At 71.3% G+C, this 19,029-nt stretch carries 18 protein-coding genes; 2 read left to right on the plus strand and 16 right to left on the minus strand.

Annotation, left to right across the window (positions count from 1 at the left end):
• Positions 1-69 precede the first annotated feature (69 nt).
• From KZX17_RS12125 to pyrR, 14 genes are all read right to left on the minus strand, one after another.
• Entirely contained in the window at positions 70-606 is a 537-nt protein-coding gene (locus KZX17_RS12125) for a CoA-binding protein (RefSeq protein WP_248173896.1), read from the minus strand.
• On the minus strand, positions 603-1,940 hold the full coding sequence (locus KZX17_RS12130) for an O-acetylhomoserine aminocarboxypropyltransferase/cysteine synthase family protein (protein WP_248173899.1): 1,338 nt from the start codon (positions 1,938-1,940) through the stop codon (positions 603-605). Before KZX17_RS12130 ends, KZX17_RS12125 begins: the two co-directional genes overlap by 4 nt.
• A 34-nt stretch (positions 1,941-1,974) precedes the next feature.
• Complete coding sequence (gene acs, locus KZX17_RS12135) at positions 1,975-4,011, minus strand: acetate--CoA ligase (RefSeq protein WP_248173901.1); 2,037 nt, start codon at positions 4,009-4,011, stop codon at positions 1,975-1,977.
• 3 nt (positions 4,012-4,014) lie between these two features.
• A complete protein-coding gene (locus KZX17_RS12140; protein WP_248173904.1) occupies positions 4,015-4,836 on the minus strand; it encodes an ABC transporter permease in 822 nt (273 codons plus the stop codon).
• Positions 4,837-4,838: 2 nt separating this feature from the next.
• Positions 4,839-5,870 (minus strand): aliphatic sulfonate ABC transporter substrate-binding protein, encoded by a 1,032-nt coding sequence (locus KZX17_RS12145; RefSeq protein ID WP_248173909.1) that lies wholly within the window; start codon positions 5,868-5,870, stop codon positions 4,839-4,841.
• The gene (locus KZX17_RS12150; protein WP_248173912.1) at positions 5,867-6,694 is read right to left on the minus strand and encodes an ABC transporter ATP-binding protein; all 828 of its coding nucleotides are present in this window, start codon (positions 6,692-6,694) and stop codon (positions 5,867-5,869) included. The genes KZX17_RS12145 and KZX17_RS12150 overlap by 4 nt, the downstream gene beginning before the upstream one ends.
• A gap of 84 nt (positions 6,695-6,778) precedes the next feature.
• Positions 6,779-7,675 carry a guanylate kinase gene (gmk, locus tag KZX17_RS12155; protein WP_248173914.1) on the minus strand — a complete coding sequence of 299 codons (897 nt, stop codon included), beginning with the start codon at positions 7,673-7,675 and terminating at the stop codon, positions 6,779-6,781.
• Positions 7,668-8,531: an orotidine-5'-phosphate decarboxylase gene (gene pyrF / locus KZX17_RS12160; RefSeq protein ID WP_248173917.1), complete on the minus strand. Its 864-nt coding sequence runs from the start codon at positions 8,529-8,531 to the stop codon at positions 7,668-7,670. The genes gmk and pyrF overlap by 8 nt, the downstream gene beginning before the upstream one ends.
• Positions 8,528-11,815, minus strand: coding sequence for a carbamoyl-phosphate synthase large subunit (gene carB, locus KZX17_RS12165; RefSeq protein WP_248173932.1), 3,288 nt, complete (start codon positions 11,813-11,815; stop codon positions 8,528-8,530). The genes pyrF and carB overlap by 4 nt, the downstream gene beginning before the upstream one ends.
• Positions 11,808-12,968, minus strand: a complete 1,161-nt coding sequence (gene carA / locus KZX17_RS12170) for a glutamine-hydrolyzing carbamoyl-phosphate synthase small subunit (RefSeq protein ID WP_248173936.1) — start codon at positions 12,966-12,968, stop codon at positions 11,808-11,810. The genes carB and carA overlap by 8 nt, the downstream gene beginning before the upstream one ends.
• Positions 12,965-13,489 carry a hypothetical protein gene (locus KZX17_RS12175; protein ID WP_248173939.1) on the minus strand — a complete coding sequence of 175 codons (525 nt, stop codon included), beginning with the start codon at positions 13,487-13,489 and terminating at the stop codon, positions 12,965-12,967. Before KZX17_RS12175 ends, carA begins: the two co-directional genes overlap by 4 nt.
• Positions 13,486-14,790: a dihydroorotase gene (locus tag KZX17_RS12180; protein WP_248173942.1), complete on the minus strand. Its 1,305-nt coding sequence runs from the start codon at positions 14,788-14,790 to the stop codon at positions 13,486-13,488. The genes KZX17_RS12175 and KZX17_RS12180 overlap by 4 nt, the downstream gene beginning before the upstream one ends.
• On the minus strand, positions 14,787-15,758 hold the full coding sequence (locus KZX17_RS12185) for an aspartate carbamoyltransferase catalytic subunit (RefSeq protein ID WP_248173945.1): 972 nt from the start codon (positions 15,756-15,758) through the stop codon (positions 14,787-14,789). The genes KZX17_RS12180 and KZX17_RS12185 overlap by 4 nt, the downstream gene beginning before the upstream one ends.
• Positions 15,755-16,285 (minus strand): bifunctional pyr operon transcriptional regulator/uracil phosphoribosyltransferase PyrR, encoded by a 531-nt coding sequence (pyrR, locus tag KZX17_RS12190; RefSeq protein WP_248173948.1) that lies wholly within the window; start codon positions 16,283-16,285, stop codon positions 15,755-15,757. The genes KZX17_RS12185 and pyrR overlap by 4 nt, the downstream gene beginning before the upstream one ends.
• A 117-nt stretch (positions 16,286-16,402) precedes the next feature.
• On the opposite strand from pyrR, the gene KZX17_RS12195 reads away from it, so the two are divergent.
• Entirely contained in the window at positions 16,403-16,921 is a 519-nt protein-coding gene (locus KZX17_RS12195) for a hypothetical protein (protein ID WP_248173951.1), read from the plus strand.
• Positions 16,922-17,091: 170 nt separating this feature from the next.
• On the plus strand, positions 17,092-17,904 hold the full coding sequence (locus tag KZX17_RS12200; protein ID WP_248173954.1) for an endonuclease domain-containing protein: 813 nt from the start codon (positions 17,092-17,094) through the stop codon (positions 17,902-17,904).
• A 136-nt stretch (positions 17,905-18,040) separates the two neighbouring features.
• Here the strand turns inward: KZX17_RS12200 and nusB are convergent, their stop codons facing one another.
• Together nusB and efp are read right to left on the minus strand one after the other, a co-directional pair.
• Positions 18,041-18,448, minus strand: coding sequence for a transcription antitermination factor NusB (gene nusB, locus KZX17_RS12205; RefSeq protein ID WP_248173957.1), 408 nt, complete (start codon positions 18,446-18,448; stop codon positions 18,041-18,043).
• A 7-nt stretch (positions 18,449-18,455) separates the two neighbouring features.
• Positions 18,456-19,016: an elongation factor P gene (efp, locus tag KZX17_RS12210; RefSeq protein WP_248173960.1), complete on the minus strand. Its 561-nt coding sequence runs from the start codon at positions 19,014-19,016 to the stop codon at positions 18,456-18,458.
• Between the last annotated feature and the right edge of the window lie 13 nt (positions 19,017-19,029).

Raw genomic sequence — 19,029 nt, forward strand, 5'->3', positions numbered from 1 at the left:
CCGCCTGCTGGGCGGATGCGGCATCCCCCCAGTCTACAGCCCGCACCACCCGAGCGCGGCGCGGCGTCGTCAGCGGCTCAGCAGCTGACGCTTGGCGCTGATGACGCCGGTGTCGAAGCCCGCGAGGTGCAACCCGCCGTGGAACCGCGCGTGCTCGATCTTCACGCAGCGGTCCATGACGACCGACAGCCCGGCGTCCGCGGCGAGCTCCGCAGCGCCCTCGTGCCACGAACCGAGCTGCAGCCACAGCGTCGATGCCCCGACATCGACGGCCTCCTGCGCGACGCCCGGCAGGTCGTCGTGCCGACGGAACACGTCGACGATGTCGGGCACGACCGGCAGATCGGCGAGGGACGCGTAGGCGGGCCGCCCGAGGATCTCGGTCGCGCGCGGGTTCACGAAGTACACGTCGTACGGCGTGCTGCCGAGGAGGTAGGTGGCGACGAAGTAGCTCGCCCGCGCGGGGTTGTCGGATGCCCCGACGATCGCGACCGATCTGGCGCGGCGCAGGATCTCGAAGCGCTCCTGTGCGCTCGCCGGGGTGCGGGTGCGCTCCGGATGAGCGGCCGGCGCAGTGGGCAGGGCGCACGCGATCGCGTCGCTCATCGGCTCGCTCCCGTCGCCGCGGTGAGCGCCTGATCCAGGTCCCACAGGATGTCCTCCGGATCTTCGAGGCCGACCGAGATGCGGATGAGGTCCGCCGGCACCCCCGCCGCCTCGAGCTGCGAGGGCGTGAGCTGCTGGTGGGTCGTCGAGGCCGGATGGATCACGAGCGTCCGCGCGTCGCCGATGTTGGCGAGATGGGATGCCAGGCGCAGGGCGTCGATGACGGCCTCCCCCGCGCGGCGCCCCGCCGCGACGCGCTCCTCGTCGGTCGCGGCGTCGTCGCCCGCCTTCACGCCGAAGGCGAAGACCGATCCGGGCCCGAGCGGAAGGTACTTCGCCGCGCGCTCGTGGTGGGGGTGGTCCGGAAGCCCCGCCCAGGTCACGAAGGACACCCGCGGGTCGGTGGCGAGCCACTCCGCCACGATGCGCGCGCCCTCCAGGTGCGCGTCGATGCGCTGCGGCAGCGTCTCGACGCCCTGCAGCAGCAGGAACGCGGAGTGCGGGCTCAGGGCGGCGCCGATGTCCCGCAGCTGCTCGCTGCGGAGTTTGGTGAGGAAGCCGTACTCGCCGAAGTTGTCCCACCACCGGATGCCGCCGTACGACGACACCGGCTCCGTCATCTGCGGGAACTTGCCGTTGCCCCAGTCGAAGGTCCCCTTCTCGACGACGACACCGCCCAGGGTCGTGCCGTGACCGCCGAGGAACTTCGTGACGGAGTGGATGACGATGTCGGCGCCGTGCTCGAGGGGCCGCGCGAGGTACGGCGTCGCGAGCGTCGAGTCGACGACGAGGGGGATGCCGGCGGCGTGCGCGACCTCCGCGAGCCCTTCGATGTCGGCGATCTCGCCGGAGGGGTTGCCGATCGTCTCGACGTACAGCACCTTCGTCTCGGGTCGGATCGCCGCCGCGAAGTCGGCGGGGTCGCTGGAGCGGACGAACGTCGTGTCGACGCCGAAGCGGCGCAGGGTGACGTCGAGCTGCGTGACGGTGCCGCCGTAGAGCTGCGCCGACGCGACCACGTGGTCGCCGACGCCGACGAGCGCGGCGAAGGTGATGAACTCGGCGCTCATCCCCGAGGCGGTGGCGACGGCGCCGATGCCGCCCTCGAGTGCGGCCAGCCGCTCCTCGAGCGCGGCGACCGTCGGGTTGCCGATGCGCGAGTAGATGTTGCCGTACTTCTGCAGCGCGAAGAGGTTCGCGGCATCCGTCGCATCGTCGAAGACGAACGACGAGGTCTGATAGATCGGGACGGCGCGGGCGCCGGTCGCGGCATCCGGGGTTCCTCCGGCGTGGAGCGCACGCGTGCGGAAGCCGAATCGGCGGTCTTCGGTCATGAGGTTCTCTCTCCGGAACGGTGCTGCGGTTCGGTCACGCTGCAGCCAGCGCGGCGGCGATCTGTGCGACCGCCTCGGGGTTCTGCAGGGATGTCGTGTCGCCGAGGGGCGCGGGTCGGCGCCCGGCGCGGCGGTCCTGCTCAGCCTCCCAGAGCTGGGCGAGCAGGCGACGCAGGATCTTGCCCGACCGCGTCTTGGGCAGGTCCGGGACGACGACGACGTGTCTCGGCTTCGCCACCGGACCGATCTGGTGCGCGACGTGCGCGCGCAGGGTCGCGGCATCCGGCGCTCCGACGCCGGAGGGCACGACGAAGGCGGCGACCGCATGCCCCGTCACCGGATCGACGACGGCAGTGGTGCCCGCCTCGCCGACCGAGCGGTGCGCCACGAGGGCGGACTCGATCTCGATCGTCGACAGTCGGTGACCGGAGACGTTCACCACGTCGTCCAGTCGCCCCAGGATGAAGATGTTGCCCGCGGCGTCGCGCGTCGCCCCGTCACCTGCCACGTAGTACCCGCCGTGCACGCCGTGGCCGCAATAGGCAGACCAGTACGAGTCGCGGTAGCGCTCGGGGTTCCCCCACACCGTGCGCGCCATCCCGGGCCAGGGGCGGCGGACCACCAGCGTGCCCGATCGTCCGGGCTCGACCTCCCGGCCGTCCTCATCCACCACGGCGGCGTCGATGCCCGGGAGGGGAACGGTCGCAGATCCCGGTGTGAGCGTCGTGACGCCCGGCAGGGGTGCCACCATCGCAGCCCCCGTCTCGGACTGCCACCAGGTGTCCACGACGGGCACGTCGTCGCGCCCGAAGTTCCGCCGGAACCACACCCACGCGGCCGGGTTGATCGCCTCCCCCACCGTGCCGAGCAGGCGGATGCTCGACAGATCGTGTCCGGCCGGGAGGTCGTCGCCGAACCAGGTCATGAAGGTGCGGATGAGGGTGGGCGCCGTGTAGTAGACGGTCACGCCGTACCGCTCGATGATCTCGAGATGGCGCTCGCGGTGCGGGGCATCCGGCGTGCCCTCGTAGATCACCTGGGTCAGCCCGTTCGACAGCGGGCCGTAGATCTCGTACGTGTGCGCCGTCACCCAGGCGAGGTCGGCCGTGCACCAGTGCACGTCGTCCGGCTTCGCGTCGAAGTGCGCCCAGTGGGCCCAGCTCGCATGCGTCAGGTATCCGCCCGAGCTGTGGACGAGACCCTTCGGCTTCCCCGTGGTCCCCGACGTGTAGATGATGAACAGCGGATGCTCCGCGTCGAACGCCGTCGCCTCGTGCACCGACGCGGCCGTGTCGACGACCTCGTGCCACCAGACGTCGCGGCCCGCAGTCCACGGCACATCGTGTCCCGTGCGCCGGACGACGAGGACGTGTTCCACGGACGCGACCCCCGCGGCTGCGGCATCCGCCGTCGACTTGACCTCGACGGCGCCGCCACGACGGAACTGGCCGTCACTGGTCACGAGCAGCTTGGCGCCGGTGTCCTCGAGACGGAAGCGCACCGCCTCGGCTGAGAAACCGCCGAACACGAGCGAGTGCACCGCACCGATCCGAGCGCAGGCGAGCGCGATGACGACGGTCTCGACGAGGACCGGGAGGTAGACGACGACGCGGTCGCCGGGCACGATGCCGAGGGAGGTCAGGGCGTTCGCCGCGCGCGCGACGCGAGCCTGCAGGTCGGCGTAGGTCACCGCGACCCGGTCGCCGGGCTCACCCTCGAAGTGGAGCGCGACCTTGTCGCCTCGCCCCGCGTCGACGTGGCGGTCGACGCAGTTCACCGCCACGTTGAGCGTTCCCCCGTCGAACCAGCGTGCGGCGGGGATCGTCAGCTCGCCGTCGGCCTCCCGGACCGGCGGGCGCCAGTGCAGCGCGGTGTGCCACCGGGCGGCCCAATCCAGTCGCTCGGCGGCCTCCTCCCAGAAGGCGAGGGGATCGGCAGCCGCGCGGTCGTACGCCTCCGCGCCGAGGTTCGCCTGGGCGGCGAAGGCGGCGGGGGGCGGGAACTGCCGCGCCTCGACGAGTCGGACTTCCTCCGCCGACGGCTCGGTCACGGGTGCACGCAGGTCCGACATGGCTCAGGCCCACCGCCGCAGGAGGCGCCGCTGCACGAGGGTGACGAGCGCGTTGGACACGGCGCCCAGCACCGCGAGGATGACGATGGCCAGGAAGATGCGATCCACCCGGCCGGTCTGCCGGGACTCGTCGAGGAGGAATCCGAGCCCCATCGAGGCGCCGAGCAGCTCGGCGGCCACGAGGAAGAGCCACGACTGCGCGAGGGCGAGACGCAGCCCCGAGATGAACGACGGGATCGTCGCGGGCAGCTGCACGGAGCGGAAGAGCTGCCAGCCGCGCAGTCCGAAGGATCGGCCCATCTCGACCAGGTGGGGATCGACGTGACGCAGGGCACCGGCGACGGTCGTGAACACCGGGAAGAACGCGCCGATCGCCACGAGCGTGACCTTGGACTCCTCGCCGGCGCCGAGCCACAGCAGCAGCAGCGGGACGAGCGCGAGCGACGGGATGGCGCGGAACGCCGCCAGGATGGGGCTGAGGAGGACGTCACCGGAACGGGTGAGACCCACCACCGCCGCCACCGCGAGGCCCACCGCCGAGCCGATGGCGAATCCGAGGATGACGCGCTGCACCGAGATCGCGATGTACAGCCAGAGCGCTCCGTCGTCGGCGAGCTGGGCGGCGGCGGAGACGACGTCCACGGGCGCCGGCAGCCGATAGGTGGGGACGAGCCCGAGACCTGTGACGGCCTGCCAGACCGCGAACAGTGCGACGGGCACGACGAACCCGCCCGCGACGCGGACGCCGGTGCGCGACCAGAACGGCCGGACCGCCGCCGCGTCCGAGGACGGGGCGGCGGTGGGTGGCGGTGCGGTGGCCGTCATCCTCAGCCCGCGGCCTTCTCGGCGAACGAGGGCTCGACGATCGTGGCGAGGGCGTCCTCGACTGCGGCCTCGCCGCCGGTCACGGCGTCGGACTCGACGAGCACCGGGGCGATCTTCTCGAGGACGGCGAGCTGGTCGTCACCGGGGATGCCGCTGACGTCGAGGTTCGAGCGCTCCGAGATGACCGTGTCGGCCACCTCGGTGTCGATGCCCGCGACCTCCGCGAGCAGCGCCGCGGTCTCGGCCGGGTTCTCCAGTGCCCACTGCCGCGCCTGCTCGTACGCGTCCACGACGACCTGCGCGAGGTCCGCGTGCTCGGTGATGAACTCCTCGGTCGCGTTCAGGAAGCCGTAGGAGTTGAAGTCGACGTTCCGGTACAGCAGCTCGTCGCCGGACTCCACCTCCGCGGCGCCCATGATGGGGTCGAGCCCCGCCCACGCGTCGACCGAGCCGCCGTCGAGCGCGGTCCGGCCGTCGGCGTGCTGCAGGTTCTGCACCTCGACGTCCGACACGCTGAGCCCCGCGGTCTCGAGGGCCTGCAGCAGGAAGAAGTACGGGTCCGTGCCGGTGGTGGCGGCGATCGTCTTGCCCTCGAGGTCCGCGACGGACGTGATGTCGCTGTCGGGTCCGACGACCAGGGCCGACCACTCGGGCTGCGAGTAGATGTCGATGACCTTGATGGGCGAGCCGTTCGCGCGGGCGAGCAGCGCCGCCGACCCCGCCGTCGATCCCACGTCGAGCGAGCCCGCGCGCAGCAGCTCGTTCGCCTTGTTCGACCCGGCGGACTGCGTCCACTCCACGTCCACGTCGTCGCCGAGGGCCTTCTCGATGAGGCCCTGGTCCTTCACGACGAGGCTCAGCGGGTTGTACGTGGCGAAGTCGATCGACAGGGTGTCGGTCGACCACTCCCCGGCGGTCGCGCCGTCGTCGCCGGACGAGCTGGCGTTCTCGCCCGCGAGGCATCCGGTCGCCATGAGCATGACCGCGGTGCCCAGGGCGAGGACGGGGGCGGTGCGGCGGATGACGGTGCTCATCGGGTCTCCTGAAGGCTCGATCGGTGGGTGGCGACGCCGAGTCCGTCGAGGAGCTCGGCGCGCAGGTCCGCGAATCCGTGATCGGCACGGTCGCGGGGTCGGATGCCGGGGACGTCGATCACGCGCGCGATCGACCGCGTCCCGGGGTCGCTGCCGAGCGTCTGCAGCTGCAGCACACGGTCGGCGAGATAGAGCGCCTCCTCGACGTCGTGCGTCACGAGGACGACCGTCGTGGGCTCGGCGGCGTGGATCTCGAGGAGGAGGTCCTGCATCCGCAGCCGCGTGAGCGCGTCGAGCGCTCCGAACGGCTCGTCGAGCAGGAGCACCTCGGGTCCGCGGGCGAGGGCGCGGGCCAACGATGCGCGCTGCGCCATGCCGCCGGACACCTGGCTCGGGCGGAGGTGCGCGGCGGCGGTCAGGCCGACGAGAGCGAGCAGCTCGCCGACGCGGCGTGCGACGTCCGATCGCGCCGCGCCGCGCGGCATCCCGAGCGCCACGTTCTCGGCGATCGTCCGCCACGGCAGCAGGCGCGGTTCCTGGAAGGCGACCGCGGTCCGGTCGTCGGTGTCCCGCAGCGGGGTGCCGTCGAGTCGCACCTCACCGGTCGTCGGAGCGTCGAGTCCCGCGAGGAGTCGGAGGAGGGTCGACTTGCCGCAGCCCGACGGGCCGATCACCGAGACGATCTCGCCCGGTGCGACGGTGAGGTCGATGTCGCGGAGGACGGTCGTCGACCCGGATGCCGCTCCGAACGTCCGGCCGACGGCCGAGACGGTGACGGCGCCGCGGGAGGCGACGGTGCGACCGGCGACGGAGGGAGTGGACATTCCTCCAGCATCCCGGGCCCGGGCGCGAACGCCCCATCGGCTGTAACGGGACGAAACGCGGCAGGATCCGCCCGGCGGCGGGCGTCAGCTCGCGAGCGAAGCGACCTCGGCGGCGGCGCGGGAGACGTCGTCGTTCACGACGCGGTAGTCGAACTCCCCCTGCGACGCCAGCTCGACACGGGCCGTCTTCAACCGGCGCGCGCGCTCCTCGGCCCCCTCGGTCCCGCGTCCGACCAGTCGATTCACGAGTTCGTCCCAGCTGGGCGGCAGGAGGAAGACGAGCGTCGCGTCGGGAGCCGCGGCCCGGACCTGGCGCGCACCCTGCAGATCGATCTCGAGGAGGACGGTGCGCCCCTCGTCGAGGGCCGCGTCGATCGGACGCCGGGGGGTGCCGTACCGGTAGGCGTTGTGCACCGTCGCGTGCTCGAGGAGTTCCCCGTCGCGCACGAGCCGGTCGAACTCGCCGTCGTCGACGAAGAAGTAATGCTCGCCTTCGACCTCGCCGGGACGAGGCGGCCGGGTGGTGGCCGAGACGGAGAGCAGGATCTCGGGGTGGTGCTCCTTGATGTGCGCTGCCACCGTGCCCTTGCCGACCGCGGTGGGACCGGCGAGGACGATGAGGCGACTGCGTCCGCCGCGCGCCTTCGGCTCGGGCAGCCGACGGTCGAGGTAGTCCCCCAGCACCTGTCGCTGGCGGACGCCCAGACCGCCGATCTTCTTCACCGGTGCGATCTGCAGGTCCGCGAGGATGCGGTCGCGCTTGCCCTCGCCGATCGCGGGGATCGCCGTCAGGAACTCCGTCACCCGCATGGCGGCGGCCGCGGAATCCGGCTCCGCCCACGCGCGCCGCAGCAGGTCCTGCGGGCTGATCACCCGGGTCGAGACGTCGCGCTTGAGGGCTGCTCGCTCGCGACGCGCGGCGACCGCGCGTCGCGACGCGGCGGCGCGGTCGACCTCGGGAGGGGTACGGGAATCAGGCATGTGACGGGTCCTGCAGTTCGGAGTTGTGTCGATCGATGGCGTCCGCAAGCCCCTGAGGACCGGCGGAGAGGATGCTGCGGCTGGCGCTCGCGAGCACCTGCGGCGCAAGCGGACCGAAGCGGGCGGGAAGCTCGCGCAGGCGGGCACCCTGCGCGCCGAAGCCGGGTGCGAGGATCGACGCCCGCCGGAGCGATGCGTCGGTCATCCCGAGATCCGCGCGCTCCACTGTAGCCCCCACGACGAAGCCCACCGGACCGAATCGGTCGTCGCCGACGACCGCCGACGCGTTGGCCGCACCCGCACGCTGCGCCACCCAATCGGCCACCGTCTGTCCGCGCTCGGCGTCGACCGTCGTGACCTCCGCCGACTGCAGGCCGGCGGCCTCGGGGTTGCTCGTCGCGGCGAGGACGTAGACGCCCTTCCCGCCGCGCACCGCGGCGCCGATCACGCCGCGGAGCGAATCGGGCCCGAGGTACGGGCTGACCGTGACGGCATCGGACTCGAGCGGCGAGCCCTCCCCCAGCCACGCCTCGGCGTACCCATCCATCGTGCTGCCGATGTCGCCGCGCTTGGCGTCAGCGATGACGAGCAGACCGGCGCTCCGCGCCGCGACGATGACGTCCTCCAGCGCCGAGAAGCCGGCCGAGCCGAAGCGCTCGAAGAACGCGACCTGCGGTTTCACGACGCCCACGCGGCCCGCGGCAGCCTCGACCACGCGCAGCCCGAACTCGCGGGCGGCCGCTGCCGAGGCATTCAGACCCCAGTCCGCGAGCAGGCCCGCGTGAGGATCGATGCCGACGCACAACGGACCGCGGGCGTCCATCGCCGCGGCCAGCCGCGCACCGAATGAGGTCACACCATCGCCTTCCGATCGGCGGCGAACTCCTGCAGGCTGCGGACGGCGAAGCCCTCGCGCAGCACCGGCATGGCCGACACCGCCGCCCCGAGGACCGCCATCGTCGTGAACAGCGCCTTGTCGGCGGCGACCGCGGCGGCGCGGATCTCGTACCCGTCCGCGCGTGCGATGCCCCCCGAGGGGGTGTTGACGACGATGTCGATCTCGCCGGCGTTGATGAGGTCGACGACGTTCTGCTCGCCCGAGCCCTGCGTCTCGGAGTACTTCGAGACGACGTCGACGGAGATCCCGTTGCGTGCGAGGATCTCGGCCGTGCCCTCGGTGGCGATGAGGCGGAATCCGAGCTCCTGCAGGCGGTGGGCGGGCAGGATGACGGCGCGCTTGTCGTCGTCGGCGACCGAGAGGAACACGGTGCCCGAGGTCGGCATCCCGCCGTACGCTGCGGCCTGACTCTTCGCGAAGGCCGTCGGGAAGTCGCGGTCGATGCCCATGACCTCTCCCGTCGAGCGCATCTCGGGGCCGAGGACCGAGTCCACGGTGCGACCGTCCGCGGTCCGGAACCGCTTGAACGGCAGCACGGCCTCCTTGACGGCGACCGGTGCGTCCAGCGGCACCCGCGAACCGTCCTGCTCGGGCAGGAGACCCTCGGCGATCAGCTCGGCGATGGATGCGCCCGCCATGACACGGCTGGCGGCCTTGGCCATGGGGATGCCCAGGGCCTTGGACACGAACGGGACGGTGCGCGACGCGCGGGGGTTCGCCTCGATGACGTACAGCACGCCGGCGGACACCGCGAACTGCACGTTCAGCAGGCCGCGGACGCCGACGCCCTCCGCGATGGCGCGGGTCGCCTCGCGGACGCGGTCGATCTCATTCCGACCCAGCGACATGGGCGGCAGGGTGCACGACGAGTCGCCGGAGTGGATGCCGGCCTCCTCGAGGTGCTCCATCACGCCGCCGATGTAGAGCTGCTCGCCGTCGAAGAGGGCGTCGACGTCGATCTCCACCGCGTCGTCGAGGAAGCGGTCGACCAGAAGCGGTGCGTCGTCGCGGATGATCGCCTGGTCGGCGATACGGACGAAGTAGTCCCGCAGGCTCTCGGTGTCGTAGACGATCTCCATGCCGCGCCCGCCGAGCACGAAGCTGGGGCGGACGAGCACCGGGTAGCCGATCTCCTCGGCGATCGCGATGGCGCCGGCCTCATCGGTGGCGGTGCCGTGACGCGGCGCCGTGAGTCCCGCGCGGTCGAGCAGCTGCGAGAAGAGTTCGCGCTCCTCCGCGATGTCGATCGCGGCGGGCTTCGTGCCCAGAATGGTGTAGCCGGCCGCCTCGATGCCCTTCGCGAGGCCCAGCGGCGTCTGCCCGCCGAGCTGGCAGATGACGCCGACGATCTCGCCCGACTGCGCCTCGGCGTGCAGCACCTCGAGGACGTCCTCCAGAGTGAGCGGCTCGAAGTAGAGGCGGTCGCTCGTGTCGTAGTCGGTGGAGACGGTCTCGGGGTTGCAGTTGACCATGATCGTCTCGAAGCCGGCATCCGCCAGCGCGAACGACGCATGCACGCAGGAGTAGTCGAACTCGACACCCTGGCCGATGCGGTTGGGGCCCGAGCCGATGATGACGACCTTGCGCCGGTCGCTGGGGGTCACCTCGGTCTCGCGGTCGTAGGACGAGTAGTGGTACGGGGTCAGGGCCGGGAACTCGCCCGCACAGGTGTCGACCGTCTTGTAGACGGGCCGCAGGCCGAAGCCGTGACGGATGCTGCGGACAGCGGCCTCGTCGAGGTCGCGCAGCTCCGCGATCTGCGCGTCGCTGAATCCGTGATCCTTCGCGAGGCGCAGGATGTCCTCGGTCAGCTCGTCCGCCTCGCGGATGTGCTCGGCGACCTCGTTGATGAGGATCATCTGGTCGAGGAACCAGGGGTCGATCGCCGTCGCGTCGAACGCCTGCTCGAGGGTGGCGCCCTTGCGGAGCGCCTGCTGCAGCACCACGATCCGACCGTCGGTGGGCGTCCTGGAGATCTCGAGGAGCTCCTCGGCGGAGCGATCCTCGGCTCCCCAGTGGAAGCTGGAGCCGCGCTTCTCGAGCGAGCGGAGCGCCTTCTGGAGGGCGGTCGTGTAGTTGCGGCCGATCGCCATCGCCTCGCCGACCGACTTCATGGTGGTCGTGAGGGTCGTGTCGGCGGCGGGGAACTTCTCGAAGTTGAAGCGCGGCACCTTGACGACGACGTAGTCCAGCGTCGGCTCGAAGCTCGCCGGCGTCGCCTTCGTGATGTCGTTCGGCACCTCGTCGAGGCGGTAGCCGATCGCGAGCTTCGCGGCGAGCTTGGCGATCGGGAAGCCCGTCGCCTTCGACGCGAGGGCGGACGAGCGCGAGACGCGGGGGTTCATCTCGATGACGATGATGCGGCCGGTCGCCGGGTCGACGGCGAACTGGATGTTGCACCCGCCGGTGTCGACGCCGACGGCGCGGATGATGTCGATGCCGATGTCGCGGAGCTTCTGGTACTCGCGGTCGGTCAGCGTCAGCGCGGGCGCGACCGTGATCGAGTCGCCGGTGTGGACACCGACGGGGTCGACGTTCTCGATCGAGCACACGACGACCGTGTTGTCGGCGGTGTCGCGCATGAGCTCGAGCTCGTACTCCTTCCACCCGAGGATCGACTCCTCGAGGAGCACCTCGGTCGTGGGCGAGTCGCGCAGGCCCGCGCCGCCGATGCGGCGGAGGTCCTCCTCGTCGTACGCGAAGCCGGACCCGAGGCCGCCCATCGTGAATGACGGACGGACCACGAGCGGGTAGCCGAGCTCCTCGGCACCGGCGAGCAGGTCGTCCATGGTGTGGGCGATGACGCTGCGCGCGACGTCGGCCCCGGACTCCAGGACGAGTTCCTTGAAGACCTGGCGGTCCTCGCCCTTGCGGATCGCGTCGACCTTGGCTCCGATGAGCTCGACGCCGTACTTCTCGAGGATGCCGCGGTCGTGGAGCGCCATCGCGGCGTTGAGCGCCGTCTGGCCGCCGAGGGTCGGCAGGATCGCGTCGGGCTTCTCCTTGGCGATGATGGTCTCGATCACCTCGGGGGTGATCGGTTCGACGTAGGTCGCGTCGGCGAAGTCGGGGTCGGTCATGATCGTGGCCGGGTTCGAGTTCACGAGGATGACGCGCACGCCCTCCTCGCGGAGCACGCGGCACGCCTGGGTGCCCGAGTAGTCGAACTCGCAGGCCTGACCGATGACGATCGGGCCCGATCCGATGACGAGGACGCTCTGGATGTCGTCGCGCTTAGGCATTCTTCGTCTCCTGGGTGGCGACCACGAGGTCGCGGAAGCGGTCGAACAGGTAGTTGGCGTCGTGCGGGCCGGCGGCGGCCTCGGGGTGGTACTGCACGCTGAACGCCGGGAGGTCGAGGGCGCGGAGCCCCTCGACCACGTTGTCGTTGAGGCCCACGTGGCTCACCTCGACACGGCCGTAGCCGTTCGGGCTGTCGATGACGCCCTCGATGGGCGCGTCGACGGCGAAGCCGTGGTTGTGGGCGGTGATCTCGACGCGGCCCGTGGTCTTGTCGAGGACCGGCTGGTTGATGCCGCGGTGCCCGAACGGCAGCTTGTAGGTGCCGAACCCGAGGGCCCTGCCGAACAGCTGGTTGCCGAAGCAGATGCCGAAGAACGGCAGTCGGGCATCGAGGACCTCGCGCAGGAGCGCGACGTGACGATCGGATGCCGCGGGGTCGCCGGGGCCGTTCGAGTAGAAGACGGCGACGGGGTCGACGGCCTGGATGTCGGCGAACGAGATCGTCTGCGGCAGGACGTGGACCTCGAAGCCGCGGGCGGCGAGGTTGTTCACCGTCGCCTGCTTCACGCCGAGGTCGAGGATCGCGAGGTTGCCGATCTTCTCGCCGATCGCAGGGGTCACCTGCGCGGCGGGCACCGAGACGTCGGCGGACAGGTTCTGCCCGCTCATCTCGGGCGCCTCGCGCACGATGCGCAGCTGCTCGTCGTCGCTGAGCGCCGCGGCATCCCCTGAGAACACCCCGCCCCGCATGGAGCCCGCCGATCGCAGCACCCGGGTGACCGCGCGCGTGTCGATGCCGCTGATGCCGACGATGCCGTCGCGGACGAGCGCGTCCTCGAGCGAGTGGTCGGCGCGCCAGTTGGAGACGATGCGCGAGGGGTCGCGCACGACGTACCCCGACACCCAGATGCGGCGGGACTCGTGGTCCTCGCCGTTCATGCCGGTGTTGCCGATGTGCGGGGCGGTCTGCAGCACGATCTGACCCGCGTAGGAGGGGTCGGTGATCGTCTCCTGGTAGCCGGTCATCGCCGTGGCGAAGACGACCTCGCCGAGGGTGGTGCCGCGGGCGCCGTAGGCGTGCCCGGGGTGTCGGGTGCCGTCCTCGAGGACGAGGACGGCGGGTTCGGGAGCCTGGAATCTCTGGGTGCTCATGCGTCGCTTCCGGGGGTCTGCTGGGGAGAGGAGGGAGAGGGGAGGACGGCCTGAATGGTGTCCGCGAGGCGGCGGGCCGACACGTCCTGAGGGCGGAGGTAACTGTCGACGGTCTGCCCGCCGGGCGCGGTCCAGACCAGCCGGACGAGGCCGTCGCGCTCGACCACGCGGTCGATGGCGACGGTGGCCTGCCCGACGGAGCCGATGGCGGATGCCGCCAGGAACACGCGCGGCTGACCCGTCAGGTCGAGCGCCACGCCACGGTCCGTGACGGTCACGTCCGCGCGGGAACGGAACGCGAGACCGCGGATCGCGAGGCGCTCGAGGGGTTCGTCGTGACGCGTCGTGGCGACGTACAGCCCCTCGGACCGGAGCGTCTCGCGCGCGCCGTCCGGGATCTCACCGACCGGCGCCGCGATGGCGGCGTCGCGCCGCGATCGTCGGAACCACGCGATGAGTCCGGCCGTGATCAGCAGGGCGGCGACCGCGGCCATCACGAGCGCCGCGCCCTCGCGGGTCACGAGGCGACCTCGTCGACGACGGCTCCATCGACCACCGTCGCGCGGCCACGGTAGAAGGTGTGGCGCACCTCTCCCGGCAGCTCCCGTCCGAGGTAGGGCGAGTTGACACTCCGACCGCGGAGGTCTGCGGTGGAGAACGCGCGGGCCGGCGCGGGGTCGTAGAGGGCGAGGGATGCCGGGGCGCCGACCGCGAGGGGTGCGCCGGCGGCATCCAGACCACCGATCCGAGCCGGGGCGGACGACATGACCCGGGCCACGTCGTCCCAATCGAGGAGGCCGGTGTCGACCATCGCGGCGTGGACCACGCGGAGGGCCGACTCGAGGCCCACCATGCCGTTCGCAGCCGCCTGCCACTCGCAGTTCTTCGCCTCGGCGGGGTGCGGTGCGTGGTCGGTCGCGACGATGTCGATGGTGCCGTCGGCGAGGCCCTCGCGGACCGCGCGCACGTCCTCATCGCGGCGGAGCGGCGGGTTGACCTTGAAGCGCGGGTCGTAGCCCCGCACGAGCTCCTCGGTCAGCAGCAGGTGGTGCGGGGTGACCTCGGCGGTGACCGCGATGCCGCGCTTCTTCGCCCACCGGATCAGGTCCACCGAGCCGGCCGTCGACAGGTGGCACACGTGCAGGCGCGAACCGACGTGCTCGGCGAGGAGCACGTCGCGGGCGATGATCGACTCCTCGGCGACGGCGGGCCAGCCGGTGAGACCGAGCTCTGCCGACACCGTGCCCTCGTTCATCTGGGCGCCCTCGGTCAGTCGCGGGTCCTGCGCGTGCTGCGCGACGACGCCGCCGAACGACTTCACGTACTCGAGGGCGCGCCGCATGATGAGCGGGTCGAAGACGCAGAATCCGTCGTCGCTGAAGACCCGGACCCGGGCGCGCGAGGCGGCCATCGCACCGAGCTCGGCGAGCCGCTCGCCCTTCTGCCCGACGGTCACCGCGCCGATCGGCTGGACGTGGACGTACCCCGCCGCCTCGCCCAGCGCCAGCTCCTGCTCGACGACGCCCGCCGTGTCGGCCACCGGCGAGGTGTTCGGCATCGCGAAAACGGTGGCGTACCCGCCGGCGGCGGCGGCGCGGGAGCCGGTGAGGATCGTCTCGGAAGCCTCATAGCCGGGCTCGCGGAGGTGGGTGTGGAGGTCGACGAGACCCGGGAGCGCGATCAGGCCCGCGGCATCCACCACGCGTGCCCCGGCGCGGGAGGCGTCGGATCCGAGCGCGGCGATGACGCCGTCCTCGATGAGGATGTCGGCGGCCTCGCCGCCCTGGATGCGTGCTCCGCGGATGAGGATGGCTTCGCTCATCGGACGTCCTCCTCTGCGTTCGTGGTGGGCCGCTCCCCCGCGAGGAGCAGGTAGAGCGCCGCCATGCGCACCGACACCCCGTTCGCGACCTGTTCGAGAACGGTCGACCGTGGCGAATCGGCGGCGTCGGCGGAGATCTCCAGACCCCGGTTCATGGGTCCGGGATGCATGACAATGCTATCGGTCGGGAGGGCCGCCATCCGCGCGGCGTCGAGCCCCCACCGCCGCGAATACTCCCGCTCAGTCGGGAAATAGGCGGCGTTCATGCGTTCGAGCTGGATGCGGAGCATCATGAGCGCGTCAGGGGCGTCGGCGATCGCCTGGTCGAGGTCGTAGACGACGGTCACGGGCCAGGCCGAGACGTCCTGCGGTACGAGCGTCGGCGGCGCGACCAGGGTCACGCGAGCGCCGAGCGTCGTGAGCAGCCAGACGTTCGAGCGCGCGACCCGCGAGTGGAGGATGTCCCCCACGATCGCGACGTGGAGCCCCGCCAGGTCCCTGCCGCGGCTGGCGTCGCCGAAGACACGCTTGCGGATGGTGAAGGCGTCCAGGAGTGCCTGTGTCGGGTGCTCATGGGTGCCGTCGCCTGCGTTCAGGACCCCCGCCGAGATCCAGCCGCTCGTCGCGAGCGTGTGCGGGGCGCCGGAGGCACCGTGGCGGATGACGACGGCATCCGCACCCATGGCCTGCAGGGTCTGGGCGGTGTCCTGGAGCGATTCGCCCTTCGAGACCGACGACCCCTTCGCGGAGAAGTTGATGACGTCCGCGGACAGCCGCTTGGCTGCGGCTTCGAACGAGATGCGGGTGCGGGTCGAGTCCTCGAAGAAGAGGTTGACGACGGTCTTGCCGCGAAGCGTCGGGAGCTTCTTGATCTCGCGCGACTGCGTGTCGCGCATGTCCTCGGCGACGTCGAGGATGCGGAGGGCGTCCTCGCGGGCGAGGGTCCGGGTGTCGAGGAGGTGCCTCACGATGCGATCGTCACCTCTTCGGCGCCGTCGATGTCCGCGAGTCGGACGTTGACGCGTTCGTCGCGTGAGCTCGGCAGGTTCTTGCCGACGAAGTCGGGCCGGATCGGCAGCTCTCGGTGGCCCCGGTCGACGAGGATCGCCAGCCGAACCGCCGCGGGGCGGCCGATGTCCTGCAGCGCATCGAGCGCCGCGCGGATCGAGCGCCCCGAGAACAGCACGTCGTCGACCAGGACGACCGTCTTCGCGTCGATCCCGCCGGCGGGGATCTCCGTCGGGCGGGGCGTCCGCGTCGGGTTGCGGTGCAGGTCGTCGCGGTACATCGTCACATCAAGCGCGCCGACCGGGACGGTGGCGCCGGTGAAGGACGCGATGAGCGCGGCGATCCGCTCGGCGAGGGTGACGCCGCGGGTGGGGATCCCGAGGAGCACGAGCCCGTCGGGGCCCTTGTTCGACTCGAGGATCTCGTGCGAGATGCGCGTGAGTGCGCGGGCGATGTCGGCGTCGTGCAGAACGATGCGCGAGGTCATCCGCCGCTCCCTTCTCCGCCTCACAGGACGGTGTTAAAGGTTGCTGTGGTTCGGACCCAGCTTAGCCGGTCGGGCGACGCGCACGCGCTCCGTGTCAGGATGGGCCCGGGGGAAGACATGGGACCTGTGCGCGAGACCGTCGTGGTGGCCGGCACGGTCCTGGTCGTCCTCTACGCGCAGTTGATGTACGTCGTCACGCAGATCCTCACGCCGCTGTCCACGGTCCCCGGGGCGACCCTCGGCCGGATCGCCGCGGTGGCGGAGGCCGCCGGCGAGCCCGTCTTCACGCCGCTCGCCGTCGTCCTGCCGCTCGTCGGGGTCGCGCTCGCATCGGCCGTCCTCGTCACCGCCATCACGATCCCGGCGTTCGACTCGGTGTGGGTCGCCTTCGCCTACCTCGCCCTGCTGGCCGGCGGGCTCCCGGTGTACTTCGCTCTGGCGTTCGGCGTGGGGATGTCCCTGGGCGACCTCGGCGACGCGTTCCCCGTGCTCGGCGCAGACTCCGAGGTGTGGCTCGTCCTCGCCGGGGTGAGCTCCGTCGCCTTCTGCCTGGCGGTGGGGGTCGGCGCAGGATTGCTCGCTCGCGCGGGAGCGAAGGGCGTCGCGCGACGCGAGGCATCCCGCGCTATCCGCTGACATCCGCGCTCCAACGGACGAACGTCGGCCGGATCGTCCGCTGGACGGCGGATCTCCGCGCGAGCGCCGCGCCGACACCCGGGTCTCTCCACATCCGGTGCGCGGCGACCCTCGCCCACACCGACGCCCGCACGCACAACCGCAGGTGGCGGGCGCGCCACCCTCGATGGATGGACGTGCGCGAATGGGTGCGGCACCACGGCGGCGTGGTGCGGACCTCAGACCTTCGGGATGCCGGGTTCTCCCGGCATCGAATCGGCGCGGCGGGCCTGGAACGGCCGCGCCGCGGCTGGGTCGCCGCGCAGGAAGCGGATCCGCTCCTGCGCAGCGCGGCACGCACCGGCGTGGTCCTCACATGCGTCACGCAGGCGCGGCGACTCGGCCTCTGGACCGTGGACGATCCGCGGCATGCGCACGTGGGCGCGCCACCGGCATCCGGTGCCGTCTCGGCTCGCGGGGCGCGGGTGCACTGGAGCGCGCCGCTGATCGCACGAGTGCCGGGTGCTCTGGAGGACCCCGTCGAGAACGTCCTCGCGATCGTCGCCGAGTGCCGACCGTTCGAGGAGGCCCTCGCCGTCTGGGATTCCGCGTTCCGACAGGGGCAGGCTTCCGCAGAGCTCATGCGCAGGTTCGACCTTCGACCCGCGGCGAGGCGCGTGCTCGAGCACGCATGCGCCCACCTCGACTCCGGTCTCGAGACGTTTGTCTCGGTCCGGCTCCGCTGGATTCCGGCCACCGTCCACCCGCAGGTGCACCTGCACGGTCACCGGGTCGACTTTCTCATCGGGGCACGGCTCGTGCTCCAGATCGACGGACGCCATCACGTTGGGGCACAGCGCGAGGCCGACAACGCGCACGACACCGTTCTCGCCCTGCATGGCTACACGGTGACTCGTGTCGGCTACGCCGACGTGATGGGCCGGTGGCCCGAGGTGCAGGATCGGATCCTCCGCGCGCTGGCGCAGGGGCTGCACCTCGCATGAGTGAGCCGCCGTCGAGCGGAGATCCGCACTCCAGCGGACGAACGACTGCCGAACCGTCCGCTGGACAGCGGATCCCCGCGGGCCGGCGGATCTCCGCTGGACGGCAGCGTCGGCGCGGCCAGGAAGGGCGCCGCCGTCAGGCGCGGGCGATGCGGGCAAGCACCCCGTGGACGAACGATCCGGAGTCGTCGGTCGAGAACTCCTTGGCGAGCTCGACCGCCTCGTCGATCGCGACGGCGGTGGGGACCTGATCGTTGTGCAGGATCTCCCACACCCCGATGCGGAGGATCGCGCGGTCGACCGCCGGCATCCGCTCGAGCTTCCAATCCCGCGCGTGCGTGATGATCTGCTCGTCGATCTCGTCGCGGGTGTCGACGATGCCGTCGACGATCTCGCGGGCGTAGAGCCAGGACGCCTCGCGGGCCGGCTCGTTCGCGGCGCGCTTCGCCTCGGCGGCGAGCGTGACGGCGAGGTCGTCGCCGCGGATGTCCGACTGGTACAGGATGTCGAGGGCGCGCTTGCGCGCCTTGCTCCGTGCGCTCATCGGGGGGTCAGTTCACGCGGCCGAGGTAGTCCCCGGTGCGCGTGTCGACCTTGACCTTCGTGCCCTGCTCGACGAAGAGCGGCACCTGGATCTCGTAGCCGGTCTCCAGCGTCGCGGACTTCGTCCCCGCCGACGAGCGGTCACCCTGCAGGCCCGGCTCGGTGTAGGTGATCTCGAGCACGACCGAGGCGGGCATCTCGACGTACAGCGGGTTGCCGTTGTTCAGGGCGATCTGGACCTGCTGGTTCTCGAGCAGGTAGTTGGCCGCGTCGCCGACGACCGTAGCGGAGACGCTCAGCTGGTCGTAGTCGGCGACGTCCATGAAGACGTAGCTGTCGCCGTCGTTGTAGAGGTAGGTGAAGTCGCGGCGGTCGACGTTCTCGATCTCGATCTTCGCGCCGGCGTTGTAGGTGCGGTCGACGACCTTGCCCGAGACGACGTTCTTGAGCTTGGTGCGCACGAATGCGCCGCCCTTGCCGGGCTTGACGTGCTGGAACTCCACGACGTTCCAGAGCTGCCCGTCGATCGACAGGACGACGCCGTTCTTGATGTCTGCGGTGGATGCCATGAGAGGTCGGGTT

Source organism: Microbacterium sp. EYE_78, assembly GCF_023149035.1.
GTDB lineage: Bacteria > Actinomycetota > Actinomycetes > Actinomycetales > Microbacteriaceae > Microbacterium.